The organism is Burkholderia cepacia (genome assembly GCF_029962485.1).
GTDB lineage: Bacteria > Pseudomonadota > Gammaproteobacteria > Burkholderiales > Burkholderiaceae > Burkholderia.
The window spans coordinates 3,096,673-3,115,072 of record NZ_CP073637.1 but is presented as its reverse complement, the minus strand read 5'-3'; the positions used below and the strand labels follow the sequence as shown (position 1 = coordinate 3,115,072).

Annotated in this window: 16 protein-coding genes; 5 read left to right on the top strand and 11 right to left on the bottom strand. The window is 70.2% G+C overall.

Annotation, left to right across the window (positions count from 1 at the left end):
• Positions 1–8 precede the first annotated feature (8 nt).
• The 7 genes from KEC55_RS14505 to KEC55_RS14475 all read right to left on the bottom strand — a co-directional run bounded on the left by KEC55_RS14505 (position 9) and on the right by KEC55_RS14475 (position 8,697).
• Positions 9–1,220, bottom strand: coding sequence for a beta-ketoacyl-[acyl-carrier-protein] synthase family protein (locus KEC55_RS14505; protein ID WP_282505978.1), 1,212 nt, complete (start codon positions 1,218–1,220; stop codon positions 9–11).
• A gap of 63 nt (positions 1,221–1,283) precedes the next feature.
• On the bottom strand, positions 1,284–2,168 hold the full coding sequence (locus tag KEC55_RS14500; protein WP_282505977.1) for a polysaccharide deacetylase family protein: 885 nt from the start codon (positions 2,166–2,168) through the stop codon (positions 1,284–1,286).
• Entirely contained in the window at positions 2,165–4,630 is a 2,466-nt protein-coding gene (locus KEC55_RS14495) for an MMPL family transporter (RefSeq protein WP_282505976.1), read from the bottom strand. Before KEC55_RS14495 ends, KEC55_RS14500 begins: the two co-directional genes overlap by 4 nt.
• Positions 4,630–5,265, bottom strand: coding sequence for an outer membrane lipoprotein carrier protein LolA (locus KEC55_RS14490; protein WP_282505975.1), 636 nt, complete (start codon positions 5,263–5,265; stop codon positions 4,630–4,632). The genes KEC55_RS14495 and KEC55_RS14490 overlap by 1 nt, the downstream gene beginning before the upstream one ends.
• Positions 5,262–6,239: an acyl-CoA synthetase gene (locus KEC55_RS14485; protein WP_282505974.1), complete on the bottom strand. Its 978-nt coding sequence runs from the start codon at positions 6,237–6,239 to the stop codon at positions 5,262–5,264. The genes KEC55_RS14490 and KEC55_RS14485 overlap by 4 nt, the downstream gene beginning before the upstream one ends.
• Positions 6,236–7,978 carry an AMP-binding protein gene (locus tag KEC55_RS14480; protein ID WP_282505973.1) on the bottom strand — a complete coding sequence of 581 codons (1,743 nt, stop codon included), beginning with the start codon at positions 7,976–7,978 and terminating at the stop codon, positions 6,236–6,238. The genes KEC55_RS14485 and KEC55_RS14480 overlap by 4 nt, the downstream gene beginning before the upstream one ends.
• Positions 7,979–8,043: 65 nt before the next feature.
• Positions 8,044–8,697, bottom strand: coding sequence for a hypothetical protein (locus KEC55_RS14475; protein ID WP_282505972.1), 654 nt, complete (start codon positions 8,695–8,697; stop codon positions 8,044–8,046).
• Between the two features lie 544 nt (positions 8,698–9,241).
• Here KEC55_RS14475 and KEC55_RS14470 point away from each other — a divergent pair.
• The 5 genes from KEC55_RS14470 (at position 9,242) to KEC55_RS14450 (ending at position 13,505) form a co-directional block, all read left to right on the top strand.
• On the top strand, positions 9,242–9,526 hold the full coding sequence (locus tag KEC55_RS14470; protein WP_124453521.1) for a phosphopantetheine-binding protein: 285 nt from the start codon (positions 9,242–9,244) through the stop codon (positions 9,524–9,526).
• 95 nt (positions 9,527–9,621) lie between these two features.
• Positions 9,622–10,338 (top strand): 3-oxoacyl-ACP reductase FabG, encoded by a 717-nt coding sequence (fabG, locus tag KEC55_RS14465; protein WP_282505971.1) that lies wholly within the window; start codon positions 9,622–9,624, stop codon positions 10,336–10,338.
• An 86-nt stretch (positions 10,339–10,424) separates the two neighbouring features.
• On the top strand, positions 10,425–11,627 hold the full coding sequence (locus KEC55_RS14460; protein ID WP_282505970.1) for an endoribonuclease L-PSP: 1,203 nt from the start codon (positions 10,425–10,427) through the stop codon (positions 11,625–11,627).
• A 131-nt stretch (positions 11,628–11,758) separates the two neighbouring features.
• Positions 11,759–12,541, top strand: a complete 783-nt coding sequence (locus KEC55_RS14455; RefSeq protein WP_282505969.1) for a glycosyltransferase family 2 protein — start codon at positions 11,759–11,761, stop codon at positions 12,539–12,541.
• Positions 12,542–12,743: 202 nt separating this feature from the next.
• Positions 12,744–13,505 (top strand): M48 family metalloprotease, encoded by a 762-nt coding sequence (locus KEC55_RS14450; protein WP_176050339.1) that lies wholly within the window; start codon positions 12,744–12,746, stop codon positions 13,503–13,505.
• Between the two features lie 115 nt (positions 13,506–13,620).
• On the opposite strand, the gene KEC55_RS14445 is transcribed toward KEC55_RS14450, so the two are convergent.
• From KEC55_RS14445 to KEC55_RS14430, 4 genes are read right to left on the bottom strand one after another with little or no spacing between them, the layout of a single operon-like run.
• Positions 13,621–15,333, bottom strand: a complete 1,713-nt coding sequence (locus tag KEC55_RS14445; protein ID WP_282505968.1) for a lactate permease LctP family transporter — start codon at positions 15,331–15,333, stop codon at positions 13,621–13,623.
• 50 nt (positions 15,334–15,383) lie between these two features.
• On the bottom strand, positions 15,384–16,829 hold the full coding sequence (locus KEC55_RS14440) for a LutB/LldF family L-lactate oxidation iron-sulfur protein (RefSeq protein WP_282505967.1): 1,446 nt from the start codon (positions 16,827–16,829) through the stop codon (positions 15,384–15,386).
• Positions 16,826–17,551, bottom strand: a complete 726-nt coding sequence (locus KEC55_RS14435) for a LutC/YkgG family protein (protein WP_282505966.1) — start codon at positions 17,549–17,551, stop codon at positions 16,826–16,828. Before KEC55_RS14435 ends, KEC55_RS14440 begins: the two co-directional genes overlap by 4 nt.
• Positions 17,548–18,348 (bottom strand): (Fe-S)-binding protein, encoded by an 801-nt coding sequence (locus KEC55_RS14430; protein WP_282505965.1) that lies wholly within the window; start codon positions 18,346–18,348, stop codon positions 17,548–17,550. Before KEC55_RS14430 ends, KEC55_RS14435 begins: the two co-directional genes overlap by 4 nt.
• Between the last annotated feature and the right edge of the window lie 52 nt (positions 18,349–18,400).

The window sequence follows — 18,400 nt, the reverse complement described above, 5'->3', positions numbered from 1 at the left end:
GGCGGGCCTCAACGGCGTGCGTGATCGGCGCGGCCGAGGATCAGGCTGCAATTCGTGCCGCCGAAGCCGAACGAATTGGAAAGAACGGCGCGCACGCGCGTGTCGCGGCTCGCGAGCACGTAGTCGGCCACAAGTGCCGGGTCGGGTTGCGTCGTGTTGACGCCGGCCGGTACGAACTGGTCGCGCAGCGCGAGCGCGGCGACGATGGCTTCGAGCGCGCCGGCCGCGCCGAGCGTGTGGCCGGTCGCGCCCTTCGTCGAGCTGCACGGCGTGCTGGCGAACAGCGCGCCGACCGCGCGGCTTTCGGCCGCGTCATTGCTCGGCGTCGCGGTGCCGTGCAGGTTCACGTAGTCGATGTCGTGCGCGCCGAGGCCGGCGGACGCGAGCGCCTGCTCGATCGCGGTGCGCGCGCCGAGCCCCTCTGGATGCGGCGAGGACATGTGATGCGCGTCGCTCGATTCGCCGATGCCGAGTAGCAGGATCGCGTCGTCGTCGACCGCGACGGGCGGCTCGGGCACACGCTCGACGAGCGCGAACGCGGCGGCCTCGCCGATCGAGATGCCGTCGCGCGCGACATCGAACGGCCGGCATGGCTGGCGCGACAGCAGTTCGAGCGAATTGAAACCGTACAGCGTCGTCAGGCACAGCGAATCGACGCCGCCGACGACTGCCGCGTCGATCAGCCCGGCTTCGATCATGCGGCGCGCGGAGCCGAACACCTTCGCGCCGGACGAGCACGCGGACGAGATCGCCATCGCCGGCCCGCGCAGCGCGAAATACGCGCGCACGAACGCGGCCGGCGAATACGGGTTGTGCGTCTGCGCATAGCGGAAGTCGGCCGGCAGCGCGCCGCTCGCCGGATCGCGGCGCTGGTATGCGTGCTCGGTCTCGAGGATGCCGGCCGTGCTCGTGCCGACGAACACGCCGACGCGCGCCGCGCCGTAGCGGGCGACGGCCGCCGCGACACGGGCGTCGAAGCCGTCCTGCGTGAGGCCGAGCTGCGCGAGGCGGTTGTTGCGGCACTCGAAGTCGGCGAGATCGGCGCGCACGCGGTGCGCATCGACACCGTCCACCGCGCCGATCCACGTGTCGAGATCCGCGCGCTCGAAGTGGCACGGCGTGAGCCCGCCACGCGCGTGGCGCAGCGCATCGAGGGTCGCATCGAGGCCGCGGCCGATGCAACTGGTGGCGGTGTAGTGCGAGAGCAGGAGAGGATTCACGAGGGTCGTATCCGGTGGCCGGAACGGGCGCCGCAGCATGGCTGGCGGGCGCGCCGTTCGAGGTCAGATTTTATCAAACTGGGGGGCCGGAACGCCCGGCTGGCCGGGCGGTTCGGGCGCGAGCGCCGCGCGCAGCGTGGTCCAGTGCAACTGCGCATCGGCGGCTGCGCGCAACACCGCCTGCAGCACGTCGAGCACGACCGGTTCGCCGCGCGCATCGCGTGCCGCATGACCGTCGTGTACCAGCAGGATGTCGCGCGCATCGAGGCCGTGCAGCAGGCGACGCGTGACGATCGCGGCATCGCGGGCGCGCGTGTCGAAGCCGCGCCGCGTCCAGCTGGCGAGCTGCAGGCCGAGTTCGCACAGCACCGGTTCGAGAAACGGATTGCGCAGGCCGGCCGGCGCGCGGAAGAACAGCGGGCGGGTGCCGGCGATCTCGGTCAGCGTCTGCTGCGCGGCCGCGATCTCGTGCCGCAGCGCAGCGGGCCCCGACAGCGAGAACGTGTGCCGGTGCCGCTGGCTGTGGTTCTCGACCGCATGGCCGCGCGCGACGATTGCCTCGATCCACCGAGGATGGCGGCGCGCAAGATCGCCGATGCAGAAGAACGTCGCACGCGCGTCGTAACGATCGAGCAGGTCGAGCACGCGCGGCGTGACGTCCGGGTCCGGGCCGTCGTCGATCGTCAGTGCGATCTTGCGGCCGGCGCCTGCCGGCAGGCGCGTCCAGTTCGGGCCGAGCAGCGTGCTGCGCGGCCACAGGCCGGCGGCCGTCAGCGCGAGATGCGACGCGACCACACCGCCGACGGCCCACGGCCACGTAGCCGGTTGCGCGATGACGGCGGCTGCCGCACCCGCGTGCAGCGCGGCTGTCCCCGCGATCAGCGGCGTTGGTTTCCAGCGGCGCGTATCGCCGGCCTGGTGCGATGGAACGGACGACGGCGCGTTCATGCCGGACTCCGTTGATGACGCACGCCGGCCGCTGCGGCACGCGGCGCGAGAATCGCCGCGAACGCGAGCGCGAGCATTGCACCGGGGCCGACGGTCAGCCCGAAGGTCTCCAGCAGCGGCACGCGCGACAGCGCGAGCAGCCCGAAGCCGGCGACCGTCGCGAGGTTCGCGATCAGCAGCGACACGAGTGTGTAGGGCGTCACGGGCTGCGCGTCGTCGCGCTTGCAGAAGAACAGCGCGTAGTTCGAGCCGACCGCGACGATCAGCAGCATCCCGACGAGATGCAGGATCGTCAGTTGCACGCCGGCCAGCGCGAAGCCGGCCGTCACGACCAGCACGGCCGCGACGAGCGGCGCGAGCGCGCGCACGGCAACGCGCGGCGAACGCAGCGCGATCAGCATCAGCACGGCGATCGCAGCGAAACCCGCGAGCGACAGCCGGATGTCCTCGCGCACGTAGCTCACGTACAGGCGATCGGCTTCGGCCTTCATGTCGACGAACAGCGCATCGGGCACGCCCGCCCGCGCGACGGCCGTGCGAATCGGCGTCGCATCGAGGCCGGACGCCGGCTGCGCGGTGCGTGTGGCATCCGGCGCGCGCAGCGACAGCATCGCGCTCCAGCGGCCGTCACGTTCGGTCAGCAGCGCATCGACGGCGAGTGCCATCGACGTACCGCGCAGGTCCGCGCGCGTGAGCAGCGGCGCGTGGCGGGCGGCGTCGACGTCGGCGATGAACGGCCCGAACAGGTCGGGCTTCACCGCGATCGGCTGGTTCGCGACGGCGTCGCGCATCCGGGCGGCGAGCACGCTTGCATCCGGCAAGCTCGCCTGCCGCGCGCGCTGCGCGGCATGGCTCGGCAGGTAGCGCGCGGGGCTTTCGAACCCGGCGAGCACGCCCTGGTCGACGAGCGGCTGCAATTGTGCGGCCACGCGTTCGGCGCCTTCGAGCGCCGCCTGTTCGGTCGGCGCGGCAATCACAACGAGGTAGCGCACGTCGGGCGCGCCGACGTCGGCGCGCAGCCGCGCGTCGAGCGCCTGCGCTTGCGCCGGCACGGGGCTGAGCGCGGCGAGCTCGCGGCTCCACAGGCCGTCGCGATGCAGCACGAGCGTCGCGATCGCGGCGACCACCAGCACGGCGAGCGGCCAGCGCAGCCGCGGCGCGGCATCGGCCGCGCGCGCGAGCACCGCGCCGACGCGCGACACGTCGCGGATCGCGACATGTTCGCCTTGCAGGTGCGGCAGCACGAAGCGCGTGACGAGCGCGGCGGCCGTCAGCCCGACGATCGAATACAGTCCGAGCTGCACGAGGCCCGGGAATCCGGAGAACAGCATCGACGCGAAACCGCACACGGACGTCAGCACGCCGAGCCGGATCGTCGGCCAGTACGCGGCGACCCATGCGCGCGTCGCATCGCCCGGGCGCGCGGTGCCGCGCGTGCCGGCTTGCGCCGATTGCACGAACAGGTAGATCGAATAGTCGACGGCTTCGCCGATCAACGTCGTGCCGAAGCCGAGCGTGAGCCCGTGGACCGTGCCGAACGCGACGCTGACCGCCGCGATCCCGGCCGCGACGCCCGTGAGTACCGGTAACAGCCCGAGCACGAGCGTGCGCGGCGAACGGTACAGGGTCAGCAGCAGCGCGACGATCAGCACGACGCTCGCCGTCGACAGACGCTCGACGTCATGCCGGATCGTGTCGCGTGTGTCGACCGAGAACACGCCGGGGCCCGTCATCGCGAGCGTGGTTGCGGTTGCATGCGGCACGGCCTGCTTCGCCGCGGCGAACGCGCTGCGCACCGTGTCGATCGCGTGTGCCTGTGCATCGGTATCGGAGCCGGCGGCGGCCGTCTGCACGACGAGTACCGCGCGCGTGCCGTCGCGCGATGCCCACACGCCGTCGCGGCTCGCCGGTTCGGCCGCGCTGTCGAGCTGGTCGACGAGCGCGGTGACTTCGCCGGTCGGGTCGCGCGGCAGCATCGCCTTGGCCACGAGGCCGGCGGACGAACTCAGCAGGTCGAGGCTGTCGCCGAGCGCCTGGTGCAGGCCGTCGGCGCTGAAGCGCTGCGGCGTGACGGCCGGGCTCAGCAGGTAGCGGTGATCGAAGACGAACTGCCGGTCGCGCGCATCGTTCGCGGCTTCGCCGTTGTGCACGGCCGCGAATTGCGGATCGGTGCGCAGCGCGCCGGCGACGCGCCGCGACAGTGCGGCGCGCGTGGCCGCATCGCTGCCGTCGATCGCGACGAGGATCAGCCGCGACACGATGCCGTCGCGCAACTGTTCGACGAGCACGCGCTGCCCGGCGCTCGGCGAACTTGGCAGGAACGCGGACAGGTCGGCCGTGAAGTGTGCGCGCCCGATCGCGACGCCGCACGCGACGAGCGCGAGCAGCCATACGAGCACCGCGCGCTGCCGCCACACGTGCAGGTGGCGGGCGACGGGTGACGGGCGCGTGCGTTCGTCCATCAGTTCGCGGTCGCCGCAACGGGTTGCAGGCGCATCACCGAATGGTCGCCGTCGGCCTGCCGGATCGCGACGCTGCGCAATACGTCACGCGTGCCGTCGAGCGTGATCGTGCTGACGACTTTCAGCATCCGCGAGTCGAGCGGCGTGAGCGTCAGCGTCCAGTCGTCGCCGTGCCCGGCGAGCGCGACCTTGTACACCTGTTCGAGCGCGAAGCGGTTGCCGGCGAGCGTCGCGCGGATGCTGTCGATGAACGCGCCGAGTTCCGGATAGCGCGCGAGCGCGAGCGTGAACTTGCGGTTGTTGCGCTCGACCGTGAGCATGTCGCCGTCGACGACGAGGTGTTCGGGCTTCGGGCTCAGCGTGTGTTTTTCGAGATGATCGGGCGCGACGAACACGAGCTCGCCGGACGATTCGACCGGCTGCGTGGCGATCGACAGGTACTTCGTCTCGGTGAACGTCGCGCGTCCGGACTTATGCTGGGCGAGCGTCGACATCAGCCGGTCGAGGTTCCATGCCGGTGCCGTGTCGGCCGCGTGCGCGGGCACGGCCAGCGAGATCGCGGCGGCGGTGGCGGCGAGCAGGCGGGCGGTGCGGCGCATCGCGAGCGGAAGCAGAAAGCGGCGAACGGCGGTCATGCGTCGGAATCCCTCGTGGCGGGCAGGTCGGTACCGGCGTGCGCCATGTCGCGGCGCGCGGCCGGGGCATCGCCGCCCTGCCAGAAATCGAAATAGTTGAACCAGTTGTACGGCGCCGCGCGGCAGTACTTGTCGAGCAGCGCGACGTAGCGCGCGAGTGCCGCGTCGACGGCCGCCGCGCGCGTGTCGCGCCGCACGTCGGAGAAGTCTGCGAGCGTCTCGAAGTGCACATCGTAGCGGTTGCCGTCGCGATAAAGGCCCGTCATGAAGATCACCGGGCGCTTCAGCATCGCGGCCATGTACAGCGGCCCAAGCGGAAACGCGGCCGGCGTGCCGAGCAGCGGCAGCCGCCGCAGCGACGCGGCGGCGTCGTCGAGCAGCGTACGGTCGGCGAGCATGCCGACCATGCAGTTCGCGTCGAGGCGCTCGCGCACCTTCAGCATCGAGTCGACCTGCCCGAGCGGAATCACTTCCGGCTTCGCGGCCGGGTTCACCGCGGCGAGCGTCGCGTTGATCTTGCGCGCATTCTTCTCGTACATCGTGACGACGACGCGCAGGTCCGGATGCGTGCGGCCGATCGCGCGCACGACCTCGAAGCTGCCGAGGTGCGCGCCCATCAGGAACGCGCCGCGGCCGCCGGCGAGCGCATCGTCGACGAGCGTCTCGCCGTGCAGCCGGATGTCGAACAGGTCGAAGCGCCCGTTCATCAGGTAGACGCGGTCGTGAATCGTCGCCGCGAACGTGAACACGTGCCGGTACACGTCGCGCCAGCGCACCGGGCGGCCGAGCACGCGGCGCAGGTAGTCGCGCGACGCGGCGCACGCGACCGGCGAAAACAGCACGAAGTACGTCGCGATCAGGTGCAGCACGATGCGCGCGCGCTGCCGGCCGAAGCGCAGCGAGATCCACGTCATCGTGCGCAGCAAACCGGCGTTGCTGCGTTCCTGGCGTTCGGCCCACGCGGTGCGCTTCATGGCTGCGCGCCATCCTGCGCGGCCGGCGGCGCGGACAGCACGCCGGTTGCGACCTCGCGCGACCCGGCACGCAGCGTGAAGCGGATCGCGCCGCTGGGCGCGGCGTCGTACGCGAGATCGAGCGGTTCGCCCGGCGCGACCGGGCTCAGGAATTTCGCTGAACCGAGCCGCCACGCGTGCAGCGGACGGTTCAGCGCGGTGCCGATCGCGTGGATCGCGTGATCGAGCAGCACGACGCCCGGCACGACCGGATGGCCGGGGAAGTGGCCGGGCAGCGCCGGATGGTCGGCGGGAACCGTGAACGCGAGTGCGGGCGCGGCGGCCGTGTCGCGTTCGGGCACCGGCGCGGCCACGGCGCGCGCGTGTTGCGCAACGAGCGCGGCGAGCACATCGCGCGGCAGTTTGCCCGTTTCGTTGCGCGGCAGTGCGTCGACGAACACGAGCGGGCGCGGCATGAACGCGGGATCGATCCTCTCGCGCAGCGCGCGCTGCAGGTCGGCGGTCGTGAGCGTCGGTGCGACGACGAGCGCGACGAGGCGCGTGATCGGCTCGAGGCGGGTGTCGTCGTGCGCCGGTGCGGCTTCGTCGGGCATGAAGAACACGCCGTCGACCACCTGCGGAATCGCGTTGAGCTGATGGTTCAGGTACGCGAGCGACGTGCGCTTGCCGGCGATGTTGACGAGGTCGGCCTTGCGGCCATGCAGCAGGAACCGGCCGTCACCGAGCAGTTCGAGCGCATCGCCCATCGGCACGGGCGCTTCCACGTGGCCGCCCGACACCCAGACGGTCGGCCCGCTGTCGTCGTCGTCCGGTTCGTCGCGCGCGTCGAGGCGGATCTCCGGGAACAGTTCCCACGTCGCGCCCTGCGACGTGCGGCGGGTCGCGATCTGGCCGGTCTCGGTGCTGCCGTAGATCTCGACGAGCGGCGCATCGAGCGCGGCCTCGGCTTCGCATGCGAGCTTTTCCGACAGCGGCGCGGTGGCCGACAGCACGAGCGCCGCCGGCGGCAGTGCGTGGCCGGCGGACAGCAGCGCGCGCAGGTGGATCGGCGACGTGACGAGCACGCGCGGTTGCGGGATCGCGTCGAGCTCGTCGCGGATGTCGACCGGGTAGAACGGCTGGCGGTTGCTGAACGCGAGGCCGCCGATCAGCGCAAGCAGCACCGTCGACTCGAAGCCGTACATGTGCTGCGCGGGCACCGTGCCGATCAGCGTGGCCGCGCGGCCGTCGAGCAGGCCGAGGCGGTCGGCCGCCGCACGCACGCAGCCGACCAGGAAACCCCAGGTCTTGCGGTGCGGCACCGGCGCGCCGGTCGAGCCGGACGTGAACACGTAGGCCATGATCCGCGCCGCGTCGATCTGCGGCACGGCGAACGGCGCATCGCTCGCAAGTTCGCCGGGCGCGGTGTCGGGATAGGCGAAGCGCGGCAGGTCGATCGTGCAGTCGGGCGCGTCGTGCAGGCAGAACGCGTCGGGTGCGAACGAGGCGAGCTGGCGGACCATTTCCGGCGTGTGCGTCGACGGCAGCAGGCTGATCTTGCCGGCGACGAGCGCCGCGCACAGGCTGACCGCGAAGCGGTAGCGGTCGCGGCACACGTTGAATACGTGGCCGCCGGCGGGCAGCGCGGCGGCCACGCGCGCGACGTCGGCGACGAACGCGCGCACGGTGACGGGCGTGCCGTCGCGCCAGGCGATCGTCTGGTCCGGCGAGGAATGGAATACCAGCGGGTGAGTCGGCATAAATCGGTCAAGACGGGAGCGAAGGCCGGCGCGGCCGCGTGCGCGGCGGCGCGCCGGTCATGAATTCATCGGAACGCCTGCGACGCGTGTGTCGTCGCGCGATATGCGCGCACCGCGTCGACCATCCGCGGCCGCGGTTCGTGCGGCAGCGCGAACCGTCGGCACGCATGCTCGGCGGCGAACATCACGGCGACGAGCGGCAGCGACAGATAGTTCGCGAACGTCGACCACGTGACGATCGGCGCGGTTGCGAACAGCAGCGTCGACACGGCGGCGGTCGCGACGAAGAACAGCGTCCACGCGAGCGTGATCTGCCGCGTATAACGGGCGACGGCCGGCGTGACCGTGCCGTGGATCATCGCCGCGAAGCGCGTGCACAGCGGCACCTGGCCGGCTGCGAGCGTGCGGCCGAACAGCAGCGCCATCGCAAGGTTGAAGCTCGCGTGTTCCAGATACAGGCCCCATTCGAAGTGCTGCGCGAGCGGCGCGCGCGCGGCCCACAGCGCGGCGGCGGCCAGCAGCCAAGCCGGCGCGAGCCAGGCGCGCCGTGGCGAGCGCAGCGCCGCGCCGAGCGCGAGCAGCAGCGGCGGCACGAGCGCCATCGCGAGGCCGAAACCGTGCGCGCCCGGCGTCGCGCTCGCGTAGTGCGCGCCCACCTGGTAGGCCGCCACGGCACCGACCGCTGCGGCGCCGCGCAGGACGGACAGCAGCCTGCTCATCGGCCGCCTCCATGCGCGCGGCGCGGGCACCGGCCGACGGCCGCGGCACGGCGGACGAGCGGGCGAACCGGAACGGAGCGGAAGGTTGGACGCGGCATGACTGGAGACATCTAGCGGATCGTGGCCGGACGCGGAGGTCGGGCCGTCAAACATCATATGAATGGCGGCCGGGACGCGGATCCGGGCCGGTGGTCGGGCACGCTCATTTTAGGGCCGCGGCACCGCGTGTTCGGGGCCGGTGCGACCGGGTTTTGTAACCGATTGTATGGGACCGGACGAACGGTTTCGCGGGGTCGGTCCATTTCCATCCAAAGCGGCTCAAGCGTCTCGTGCATTCGCGTGCCGAAACGGGCCGCGGCGCCGGCTCGCCAGTCTGTAACCATTCGCGGTATACGGCCCGATACCCTTCGTCTAGAATCCGCGTAACTTTTACAAACAATCCCCAAATAACGCAGGCGGGGAAGCCGGCAGACGCCGGAGGGACGGAGATTTGCACGCGCCGGGCGTGCACGACAGTTGCCGTTTCCGGGCGCCTCCCGCTGCCATGGGCCGCCTGCCCGCACGCATGATGAACGCACTGGAACAAGAGCTCGCCACGCTGATCATCGGCGAACTGAATCTCGAAGATGTCCCGCTCGACACGGTGACGGCCGACACTCCGCTGTACGGCGAAGGTTTCGGGCTCGACTCCATCGACATCCTCGAAATCGCGCTGCTGATCTCGAAGAAATACGGCTTCGAGCTGCGCTCGGACAACCCGGACAACCAGAAGATCTTTGCGACGCTCGGCGCGCTGGCCGCGTACGTCGCCGCGCATCGCACGAAGTGACGGCAGCGCGCAATAAATGACGGCATGCGGCGGCGATCGGTGTACGAATCGACGCCGCGTCGATCGAGGTGAAACGCGATGAACGGAGCAATTGGATGCGGGCGCTCGTGACGGGCGGCAGCGGCGCACTCGGGCAGGCGATCTGCACGGCGCTCGCGCAGGCCGGCCATGAGGTGTGGGTGCATGCGAACCGCCATCTCGCGCAGGCGGAGGCGGTCGCGCAGCAGATCGTCTCGGCCGGCGGCGTCGCGCACGCGATCGCGTTCGACGTGACCGACGCCGATGCGACGCTCGCCGCGCTGAAGCCGTTCATCGACGAGTCGCCGGTGCAGATCCTCGTCAACAACGCGGGCATTCACGACGACGCGCCGATGGCCGGCATGTCACACCAGCAGTGGCACAGCGTGATCGACGTGACGCTCAACGGCTTTTTTAACGTCACGCAGCCGCTGCTGTTGCCGATGATCCGCACGCGGCGCGGGCGGATCGTCAACATCGCGTCGGTGGCCGGCGTGACCGGCAACCGCGGGCAGGTCAATTATGCGGCCGCGAAGGCGGGGCTGATCGGCGCGACGAAGTCGCTGTCGCTGGAGCTCGCGTCGCGCGGCATCACCGTGAACGCGGTGGCGCCCGGCATCATCGAATCGCCGATGGCCGAACAGGCGTTCCCCGCCGAACGCATCAAGCAGCTCGTACCCGCGCAACGCGCGGGCCGGCCCGACGAAGTCGCGGCGATGGTCGCGTATCTCGTGTCCGACGCCGCGGCCTATGTGACGGGGCAGGTGCTGTCCGTCAACGGCGGGCTCGCGTGATGGCGCGCGCCGCGTCCGTCGAGTAACGCAACGCGGCGCAGGGCCGTGCTGCCGCGCGGCCTGCGCCGCATAGTGAGGAAATCGAAGTGTCCGTACATCCAGTCGACGCCGAACGGCGCCCCTGTTCGCTGCCGTCCGCCACCGCGCCGTTCGCGCAGGGCGGCGACCGCGCACTGCGGCTCGTCCAGATGAGCCGTGCGCGGCTTGTCGCGTTGCTGGACGATGCCCGCTTCGAACACGTCCTGCCGGGCGCGTTGGGTGCGGTGTGCATCGGCGCGGCAAGCTCGCATGCCGATGCGGTGGAACGGCTGCTCGCCGATCGCGTGCCGGGCCTGCCGGTCGCACCGGTGCAGATGGCGCTGCTCGGCGCCGATGCCGCACCGGACGATGCCGTCTGCGAAATCTGGCAATGCGATGCGCGCGACCTGCGCAGCGAACGGCGCGGCGCGCTGCACTACCGTTACAGCGATACGGCCGGCCTCGTGTTCGGCAGCATCGTCGTGCACGAGGCGCACGCCACGCGCGACGGCGATATGCCGCTCGAGCGCGCGACGTTCGACGCATACCGCATGCTGTTCGACCTGCTCGATACGCTCGACATGCCGCATCCGCTGCGCATCTGGAACACGGTGCCGGCGATCAATGCGGTGCAGTTCGGGATCGAGCGCTATCGTCAGTTCAATATCGGCCGTCAGCATGCGTTCGACGCGTGCCGTCGTGCGCTGACGGGCGGCGTGCCGGCCGCGTGCGCGCTCGGGTCGGTCGTGCCGGTCGAGGGCGATGCGCCGCCGGCCGCGCCGCTCGCGATTCATTTCCTCGCGAGCCGCACGCCGGCCGATCCGGTCGAGAATCCGCGCCAGGTCAGCGCGTACCACTACCCGGCGCAGTACGGCCCGCGTGCGCCGACGTTCGCGCGCGCCGCCGCATGGGCCGATGACGACGCGGCGCCGGTGCTGTTCGTCTCGGGTACCGCGAGCATCGTCGGGCACCACACCGTGCATCACGGCGACGTCGTCGCGCAGACGCGCGAGACGGTCGCGAACCTCGCGGCGGTGCTCGAGCAGGCCGAGCGGCAGGGGCATGGCCCGTTCTCGCTCGCCGATTTGAGCTATCGCGTCTACGTGCGCGACGCCGGCGATACCGCGGCGCTCGCCGCGATCGGGCGCGTGCTGCGCGATGCGGCCGGCCCTCGCGTGCGGCCGCTGTTCGTCCACGCGGACGTGTGCCGCGACGACCTGCTGGTCGAGATCGAGGCCAGCGCCGGGCATGCAATGGAGTGGCTGTCATGAAGCGCGAGAACCTCACGATCCGGCAACCGGCGCACGACGTCGACGATGTCCTGGTCGACGAAACCTGCCGCCGTTCGTCGGCAAGTCATAAACTTTTGTCAGGATCCCCGTCTTCGCAATCGGCTGTTTCCATGTCCAAGCTGCACGCCTCGTCCACCCATCTCGTGCTGATCCCGAGCTACAACCCGGGCGTCAAGGTCGATACGACCGTGCGCAATGCGCGCGCGCAGTGGAATCCGGTGTGGGTCGTCGTCGACGGCAGCACCGACGGCAGCGCCGAACGACTGCAGGCGATGGCCGAACGCGATCCCGGCTTGCGCGTGATCGTGCTGCCGGAGAATCGCGGCAAGGGCGCCGCGGTGCTCGCGGGGCTCGATGCGGCCGCCGCGAGCGGCTTCACGCACGTGCTGACGATGGATTCCGACGGCCAGCATCCGGCCGACCTGATTCCCGCCTTCATGGCCGCCTCGCAGGCCGAGACCGACGCGATGGTGCTCGGCGTGCCGAAGTTCGACGCGAGCGCGCCGCAGTTGCGCGTGCAGGGCCGCCGCCTGTCGAACGCATGGGCCGACCTCGAGACGCTGTGGGCCGGCATCGGCGATTCGCTGTACGGGTTTCGCGTGTATCCGGTCGCGCCGCTCGCGGCAATCATGCGCCGCCAGCCGTGGATGCGCGGCTTCGACTTCGATCCCGAAGCGGCCGTGCGGCTGTGCTGGGCCGGCGTGCGCCCGATCCGCATCGACGCTCCGGTACGTTATTTCGGCCGCCACGAAGGCGGCGTCTCGCACTTCCACTATGGCCGCGACAATGCGCTGCTCGCATGGATGCACCTGCGCCTGTTCGCCGGCTTCGCGGTGCGGTTGCCGATGCTGGTCGCGCGGCGGTTGACGCGACGCCGCAACCAGGCCGCCTGAGCGGCGGCTCGCCCGTTCTCCCTCTCGATCGTCGCCCGGGTGCGACGATTGCAACGATTTTCGTCGCCAATCTGGTGGCGGATCACCGATTTATTTCGATTCGTCGAGTAATGAACGTGTCATCTGATGTAAACATCTGGTAATTTTCTGCCGGATTATGCAAAATCGCCGCTCCCAAATACAACTATCGAGGGATTCCGGGATGCAACTCAAGAAAGCGGTGGCGGCGTGTGGCGTGGCGTTTCTGTTGAGCGCATGCGGCGGGGTGCAAGGCCTTGACGCGAACAGCCTGACGTCGGCGGGGACGAACCTGTACAAGGCGGCGACGCTGTCGGACAGCGACATCGCCGCCCTGTCGAACGAATCGTGCAAGTCCAGCGATGCCGAGTCGAAGATCGCACCGGCGAACAGCGCGTACGCGAAGCGCCTGACGAAGGTGATGAAGGGCTTCGGCGACATGACGCTGAACGGCCAGAAGATCAACTACAAGGTCTACATGACCAAGGACGTCAACGCGTGGGCGATGGGCAATGGCTGCGTGCGCGTGTACAGCGGCCTGATGGACATGATGAACGACGACGAGCTGCGCGGCGTGATCGGTCATGAAATGGGCCACGTTGCACTGGGTCACTCGAAGAAGGCGATGCAGACGGCGTACGCGGTGAGCGCGGCGCGCAGCGCGGCCGGCGCGGCATCGCCGGGCGTGGCGGCGCTGTCGAGCTCGCAGCTCGGCGACATCACCGAGAAGTTCATCAACGCGCAGTTCTCGCAAACGCAGGAAAGCGCCGCGGACGACTACTCGTTCGACCTGATGAAGCAGAAGGGCATGAGCCAGAAGGGCCTCGTCACCGGCTTCCAGAAGCTCGCGCAGATGGACGGCGGCCAAAGCTCGATGATGAGCTCGCACCCGTCGTCGGCGAGCCGTGCGCAGCACATCCAGGATCGCATCGCGAAGGGCAGCTGATCGCGCCACGCGCATGACGAATCGCCGGCCCGCGCCGGCGATCGGCACGCGAAAGGAAAAACCCCACGCTCGTTCGGGCGTGGGGTTTTGTTTTTTGGGCCCGGCCGCGCGCCGCTTACGGCACCATGCCCGGCAGCACGTACGCCTGCACGAGCGTGATCAGCCCGACGATCACCGCGAACAGCAGGCTGTGCCGCACGGTGAAGCGGAACAGCTCGGACTCCTTGCCGACGAGGCCCGTCGCCGCGCAGGCGACCGCGATCGACTGCGGCGAGATCATCTTCGCGGTCACGCCGCCCGTCGTGTTCGCGGCGACCGCGAGCGTCTCGGGCACGCCGAGCTGATGGGCCGTGGCCTGCTGCAGCGAACAGAACAGCGCGTTCGACGACGTGTCCGAGCCCGTCAGGAACACGCCGAGCCAGCCGAGGAACGGCGAGAAGAACGGGAATGCGGCGCCCGTCGCGGCCAGCATCAGCGCAAGCGTCGACGACATCCCCGAGTAGTTCGCGACGAACGCGAACGCGAGCACGAGGCCGATCGACAGGATCGGGCGCGTCAACTCCTTCAGCGTCTCGCCGAACGTGACGAGCGCGTCGCGCGGCTTCATCCGCAACAGCGCCATCGAGATCAGCGCGGTCACGAGGATCGCGCTGCCGACCGCCGACACCAGATCGATCTTCAGCACCGCTTCGAGCGCCTTCGGCGTCGCGGCGATCGGCGCGGTCTTCACGACGAGCTGGTCGAGCCCGGCCACGTGGAACTTCAGCACGGTCGACGCGAGTGCGCCATGCGCGGCGAACAGCGCCTTGAACGGCGCGATGCTCCAGACCGTGACGACGGCCGTCAGGATCAGGAATGGCGACCACGCGCGCACCGTCTGCGCGAGCGTGTACGGCGATGCCTGCCGGCTCGCGCCGGTGCCGAAGCCGTTGCGCGAGCCCGTGCCGCCGAAGCCCGCGAGCGCCGCGCCGCCGCCGGACGCGACGAGGCCGCCGGCCGGCTGTTTCGCGGTGCGCGGCTGCCACACCTTCAGGAACGCCGCGAGCGCGACGAGGCTGACGAGCGACGACGTGATGTCCGGCAGCTCGGGCCCGATGTGGTTCGACGTGAAGTACTGCGTGACCGCGAAGCTGCCGCCCGCGACGAGCGCGGCCGGCCAGGTCTGCCGCACGCCGCGCAGCCCGTCCATCATGAACACGAGCCAGAACGGCACCGCGAGCGACAGCAGCGGCAGCTGGCGGCCGGCCATCGCGCCGATGTGCAACGGATCGATGCCCGTCACCTGCCCGGCGACGATGATCGGAATGCCCATCGCGCCGAACGCGACCGGCGCGGTGTTTGCAATCAGGCACAGTCCTGCCGCATGCAGCGGCTTGAAGCCGAGCCCGACGAGCAGCGCGGCCGTGATCGCGACGGGCGCGCCGAAGCCGGCGGCGCCTTCGAGGAATGCGCCGAACGAGAAGCCGATCAGCAGCATCTGCAGGCGCTGGTCGTCGGTGATCGACAGTACGGACGCACGGATGACGTCGAACTGGCCGGTTTTCACGACGATCTTGTACAGGAACACGGCCGCGACGATGATCCACGCGATCGGCCACAGGCCGTAGGCGAAGCCGAAGCCGGCCGCGGCAAGCGCCTGCGGCACGGGCATCCCGTACGCGAGGATCGCGACGCCGAGCGACAGCAGCAGCGTGATCGCGGCGGCGACATGGCCCTTCATCCGCAGCGCGGCGAGCGCGATGAAAAAGAAGATGATCGGAATCGCGGCGACGAATGCCGACAGCCCGAGGCTGCCGAGCGGTGTGTAGATCTGATGCCAAACCTGCATGGGTGTCTCCTCCATGGATTTATAGGGGTACGGGTTTGAAAGCGAATGGGCTATTCGGGCTGGCCGCGCGCGCGCAGCAGGTCGGACAGGCTGCGCGGCGCCGGTTCGAGCGGCGTGCGGTGCTGTGTCCAGCCCATCTGTTTCGTGGGCGTCAGCGCACGCAGGCGCGTCGCGGTCCAGCGGAAGGCGCGGTACGCGCGCGGATGCGCGAACGCGCCCGACCAGAAGCGCCACACGAGGTCTTCCGCGCGGTTGTAGTTCGCGCCCTGGCCGCGCAGCGGATGCGCGACGGGTTCGTCGGGCTTGCGGTTCGCCTCGGTGCGCAGCCGCACGAGCAGTTGCGGGATCGGGATCCGCACCGGGCAGACCTCGCCGCATGCGCCGCACAGCGTCGACGCGGTCGGCAGGTCGGCCGTCGCGTCGAGGCCGAGCAGGTGCGGCGAGATGATCTTGCCGATCGGGCCCGGGTAGGTGGTGCCGTACGCGTGGCCGCCGATGCGCGTGTAGACGGGGCAGTGGTTCATGCACGCGCCGCAGCGGATGCACTGCAGCGTCGCGCGCAGCTGGTCGTCCGCGTATGCCTGCGTGCGGCCGTTGTCGAGCAGCACGAGATGCAGCTCGCGCGGGCCGTCGCGTTCACCGTCGCGGCGCGGGCCCGAGATCAGGTTGAAGTAGGTCGTGATCGCCTGGCCGGTGGCCGAGCGCGTGAGCAGGCTCGACAGCGGCACGATGTGCTCGAGCTTCTCGACGACCTTTTCGATGCCCATGATCGCGATGTGCGTGTCGGGCACCGTCGTCGACAGGCGGCCGTTGCCTTCGTTCTCGACGAGCCACAGCGTGCCCGTGTCGGCCGCCGCGAAGTTCACGCCCGAGAGACCGATGTCCGCTTCGGCGAACGCGCGGCGCAGTGCGCGACGGCCGGTCTGGATCAGTTCGTCGACGTCTTCCGTGTAGCGCGTGCCGGGGATGTGTGCCTCGAACAGCTCGGCGATGTCGCCGCGCGTCTTGTGGATCGCCGGCATCACGATATGCGACGGCTTCTCGCCCGCGAGCTGCACGATGAACTCGCCCATGTCGGATTCGATGCAGTCGACGCCGTGCTCCGCGAGGTAATGGTTCAGCTCGATTTCCTCGCTCGCCATCGACTTGCCCTTGATCACGCGGCGCGCCTTCTGCGCCTGCGCGATGCCGAGCACGATCGCGTTCGCGTCGGCGGCCGTCTCGGCCCAGTGCACGTGCACGCCGGCTTCGGTGAGCTTCGTCTCCAGCCGTTCGAGCAGCGCGGGCAGTTGCGCGAGCGCGTGCTGGCGTACGGCTTCGCCGAGATCGCGCAGCTGCTGCAGTTCGGCGTCGTCGGGGAATTGCGTCGCGCGCTTGCCTTGCAGGAAGTCCATCGCGCCGCGAAAGCTCTGACGCAATGCGGGATCGTCGAGCGCGGCACGTGCGCGGGCCTTGAAGTCGCCGGGCGTGACGAATTGCAGCGTATGGTCGCTCATCGCGGCTGGTCCTCGCTGGTGGGTACGATCGACCGGAAGGCCGAATCGGTGACGATCACGACCCACAGGCGGCGCGGGCCGTGTGCGCCGTAGGCGAGCGTCTGCTGGATGTCGGAAGTCTTCGACGGGCCCGACACCAGCACGAGATTGGTCGGCATGCCGGTGTGCCAGCGCTCCGCATGCACGGCCGCGTGCAGGTCGGCATGCAGCGTGTTCGCGTGAACGAGCGCGACATGCAGCGGCGGTACCAGCGACACCGTGCGCGGCGAGCCGGCATCGGGTGCGAGGACGACGGTGCCGGTGGCCGCGATGCCTGAGCGCGCGACGGTGAAGCCCGCGTCGATCGTGTCGAACAGTTCGGCTTTCCATGCGTCGATCGGCCGGTCGAACGGCACCGGTGCGACTGCGTCGGGCAGTGCGCGGGCGAGCGCGGCGGATTCGGCGCGGGCCGGGTCGAGCAGCAGGCGGCGCACGCCGGCATCGGCGAGGCGCGCGGCAAGCTGCGCGGGCCATGCCTCGGCGGTCGCGCACCAGACGTCCGCGTGCGACGCGGCCAGTGCGGCCTGCATTGCCTGCGCGAGCGCGTGCGGGTCGCGTTCGGTCGACGCGCGGCGCGTGTCGTAATGCGTGTCGATGCGTGCGTCGAGCGCGGGGGCGGCCGTCGCGACGACGCCCGGCGCGGCGGCGCGCAGCCTTGCGAGAATGGCGGCGCGCGCGCTCATTGCTTGTCTCCGCGCAACGACGCGGCGCCGGCCGTGCGCCGCCACAGGAAGCTCGCGAGATGCTCGACCGGCAGCGGTGCATCGGCCTTGGCCGCGGCGTGGCCGATGTTCAGCAGGCAGCCGCAGTCGGCGGACACGAGCCGGTCGCAGCCGGTCGCGCAGGCCGACGCGACCTTGTCGCGCACCATCGCGCCGGAGATGTCCGGATGTTTCAGCGAGAACGTGCCGCCGAAGCCGCAGCATTCGGATTCGCGTTCGTGTTCGATCCGCGTGATGCCCGGCAGCGCGTCGACGAGCGCGACACCATGCACGCGCGTGCCCATCTCGCGGCGTGCCGCGCACGACGTGTGCAGCACGACGCGCTCGTCGGGCCCGGCGCTGGCCGTGGCCGCGTCGAGCTGCACGTCGAGCACGTGGACGAGGAATTCAGCGAGTTCGTAGGTCCGGTCGGCGATCGCGCGGACCTTCGGGCCGTTGACGGGATCGTCGGCGAACAGCGCGGGCCAATGGTGCCGGATCATGCCAGCGCACGAGCCGGACGGCACGATCACGGGCCACGCTTCGGCGAACAGGTCGAGCTGCGCGGCCGCGACGCGGCGCGCTTCGTCGGGATTGCCGCTGCTGTAGGCCGGCTGCCCGCAGCAGCTCTGGCCGCGCGGATAGTGGACGGTCAACCCTTCGCGCTCCAGCAGTCGGACCGCGTCGAGCCCCGCTTCGGGGACGAACAGGTCGACCAGGCAGGTCGCGAACAGATAGACGTGCGCGGGGATGGCGGCGGGGTACTGCCTTTCGTTCATGTCTCGCTCCAGAGGCGACGGCCCGGCATGCGGGTCGACGATTTCGCTGCAT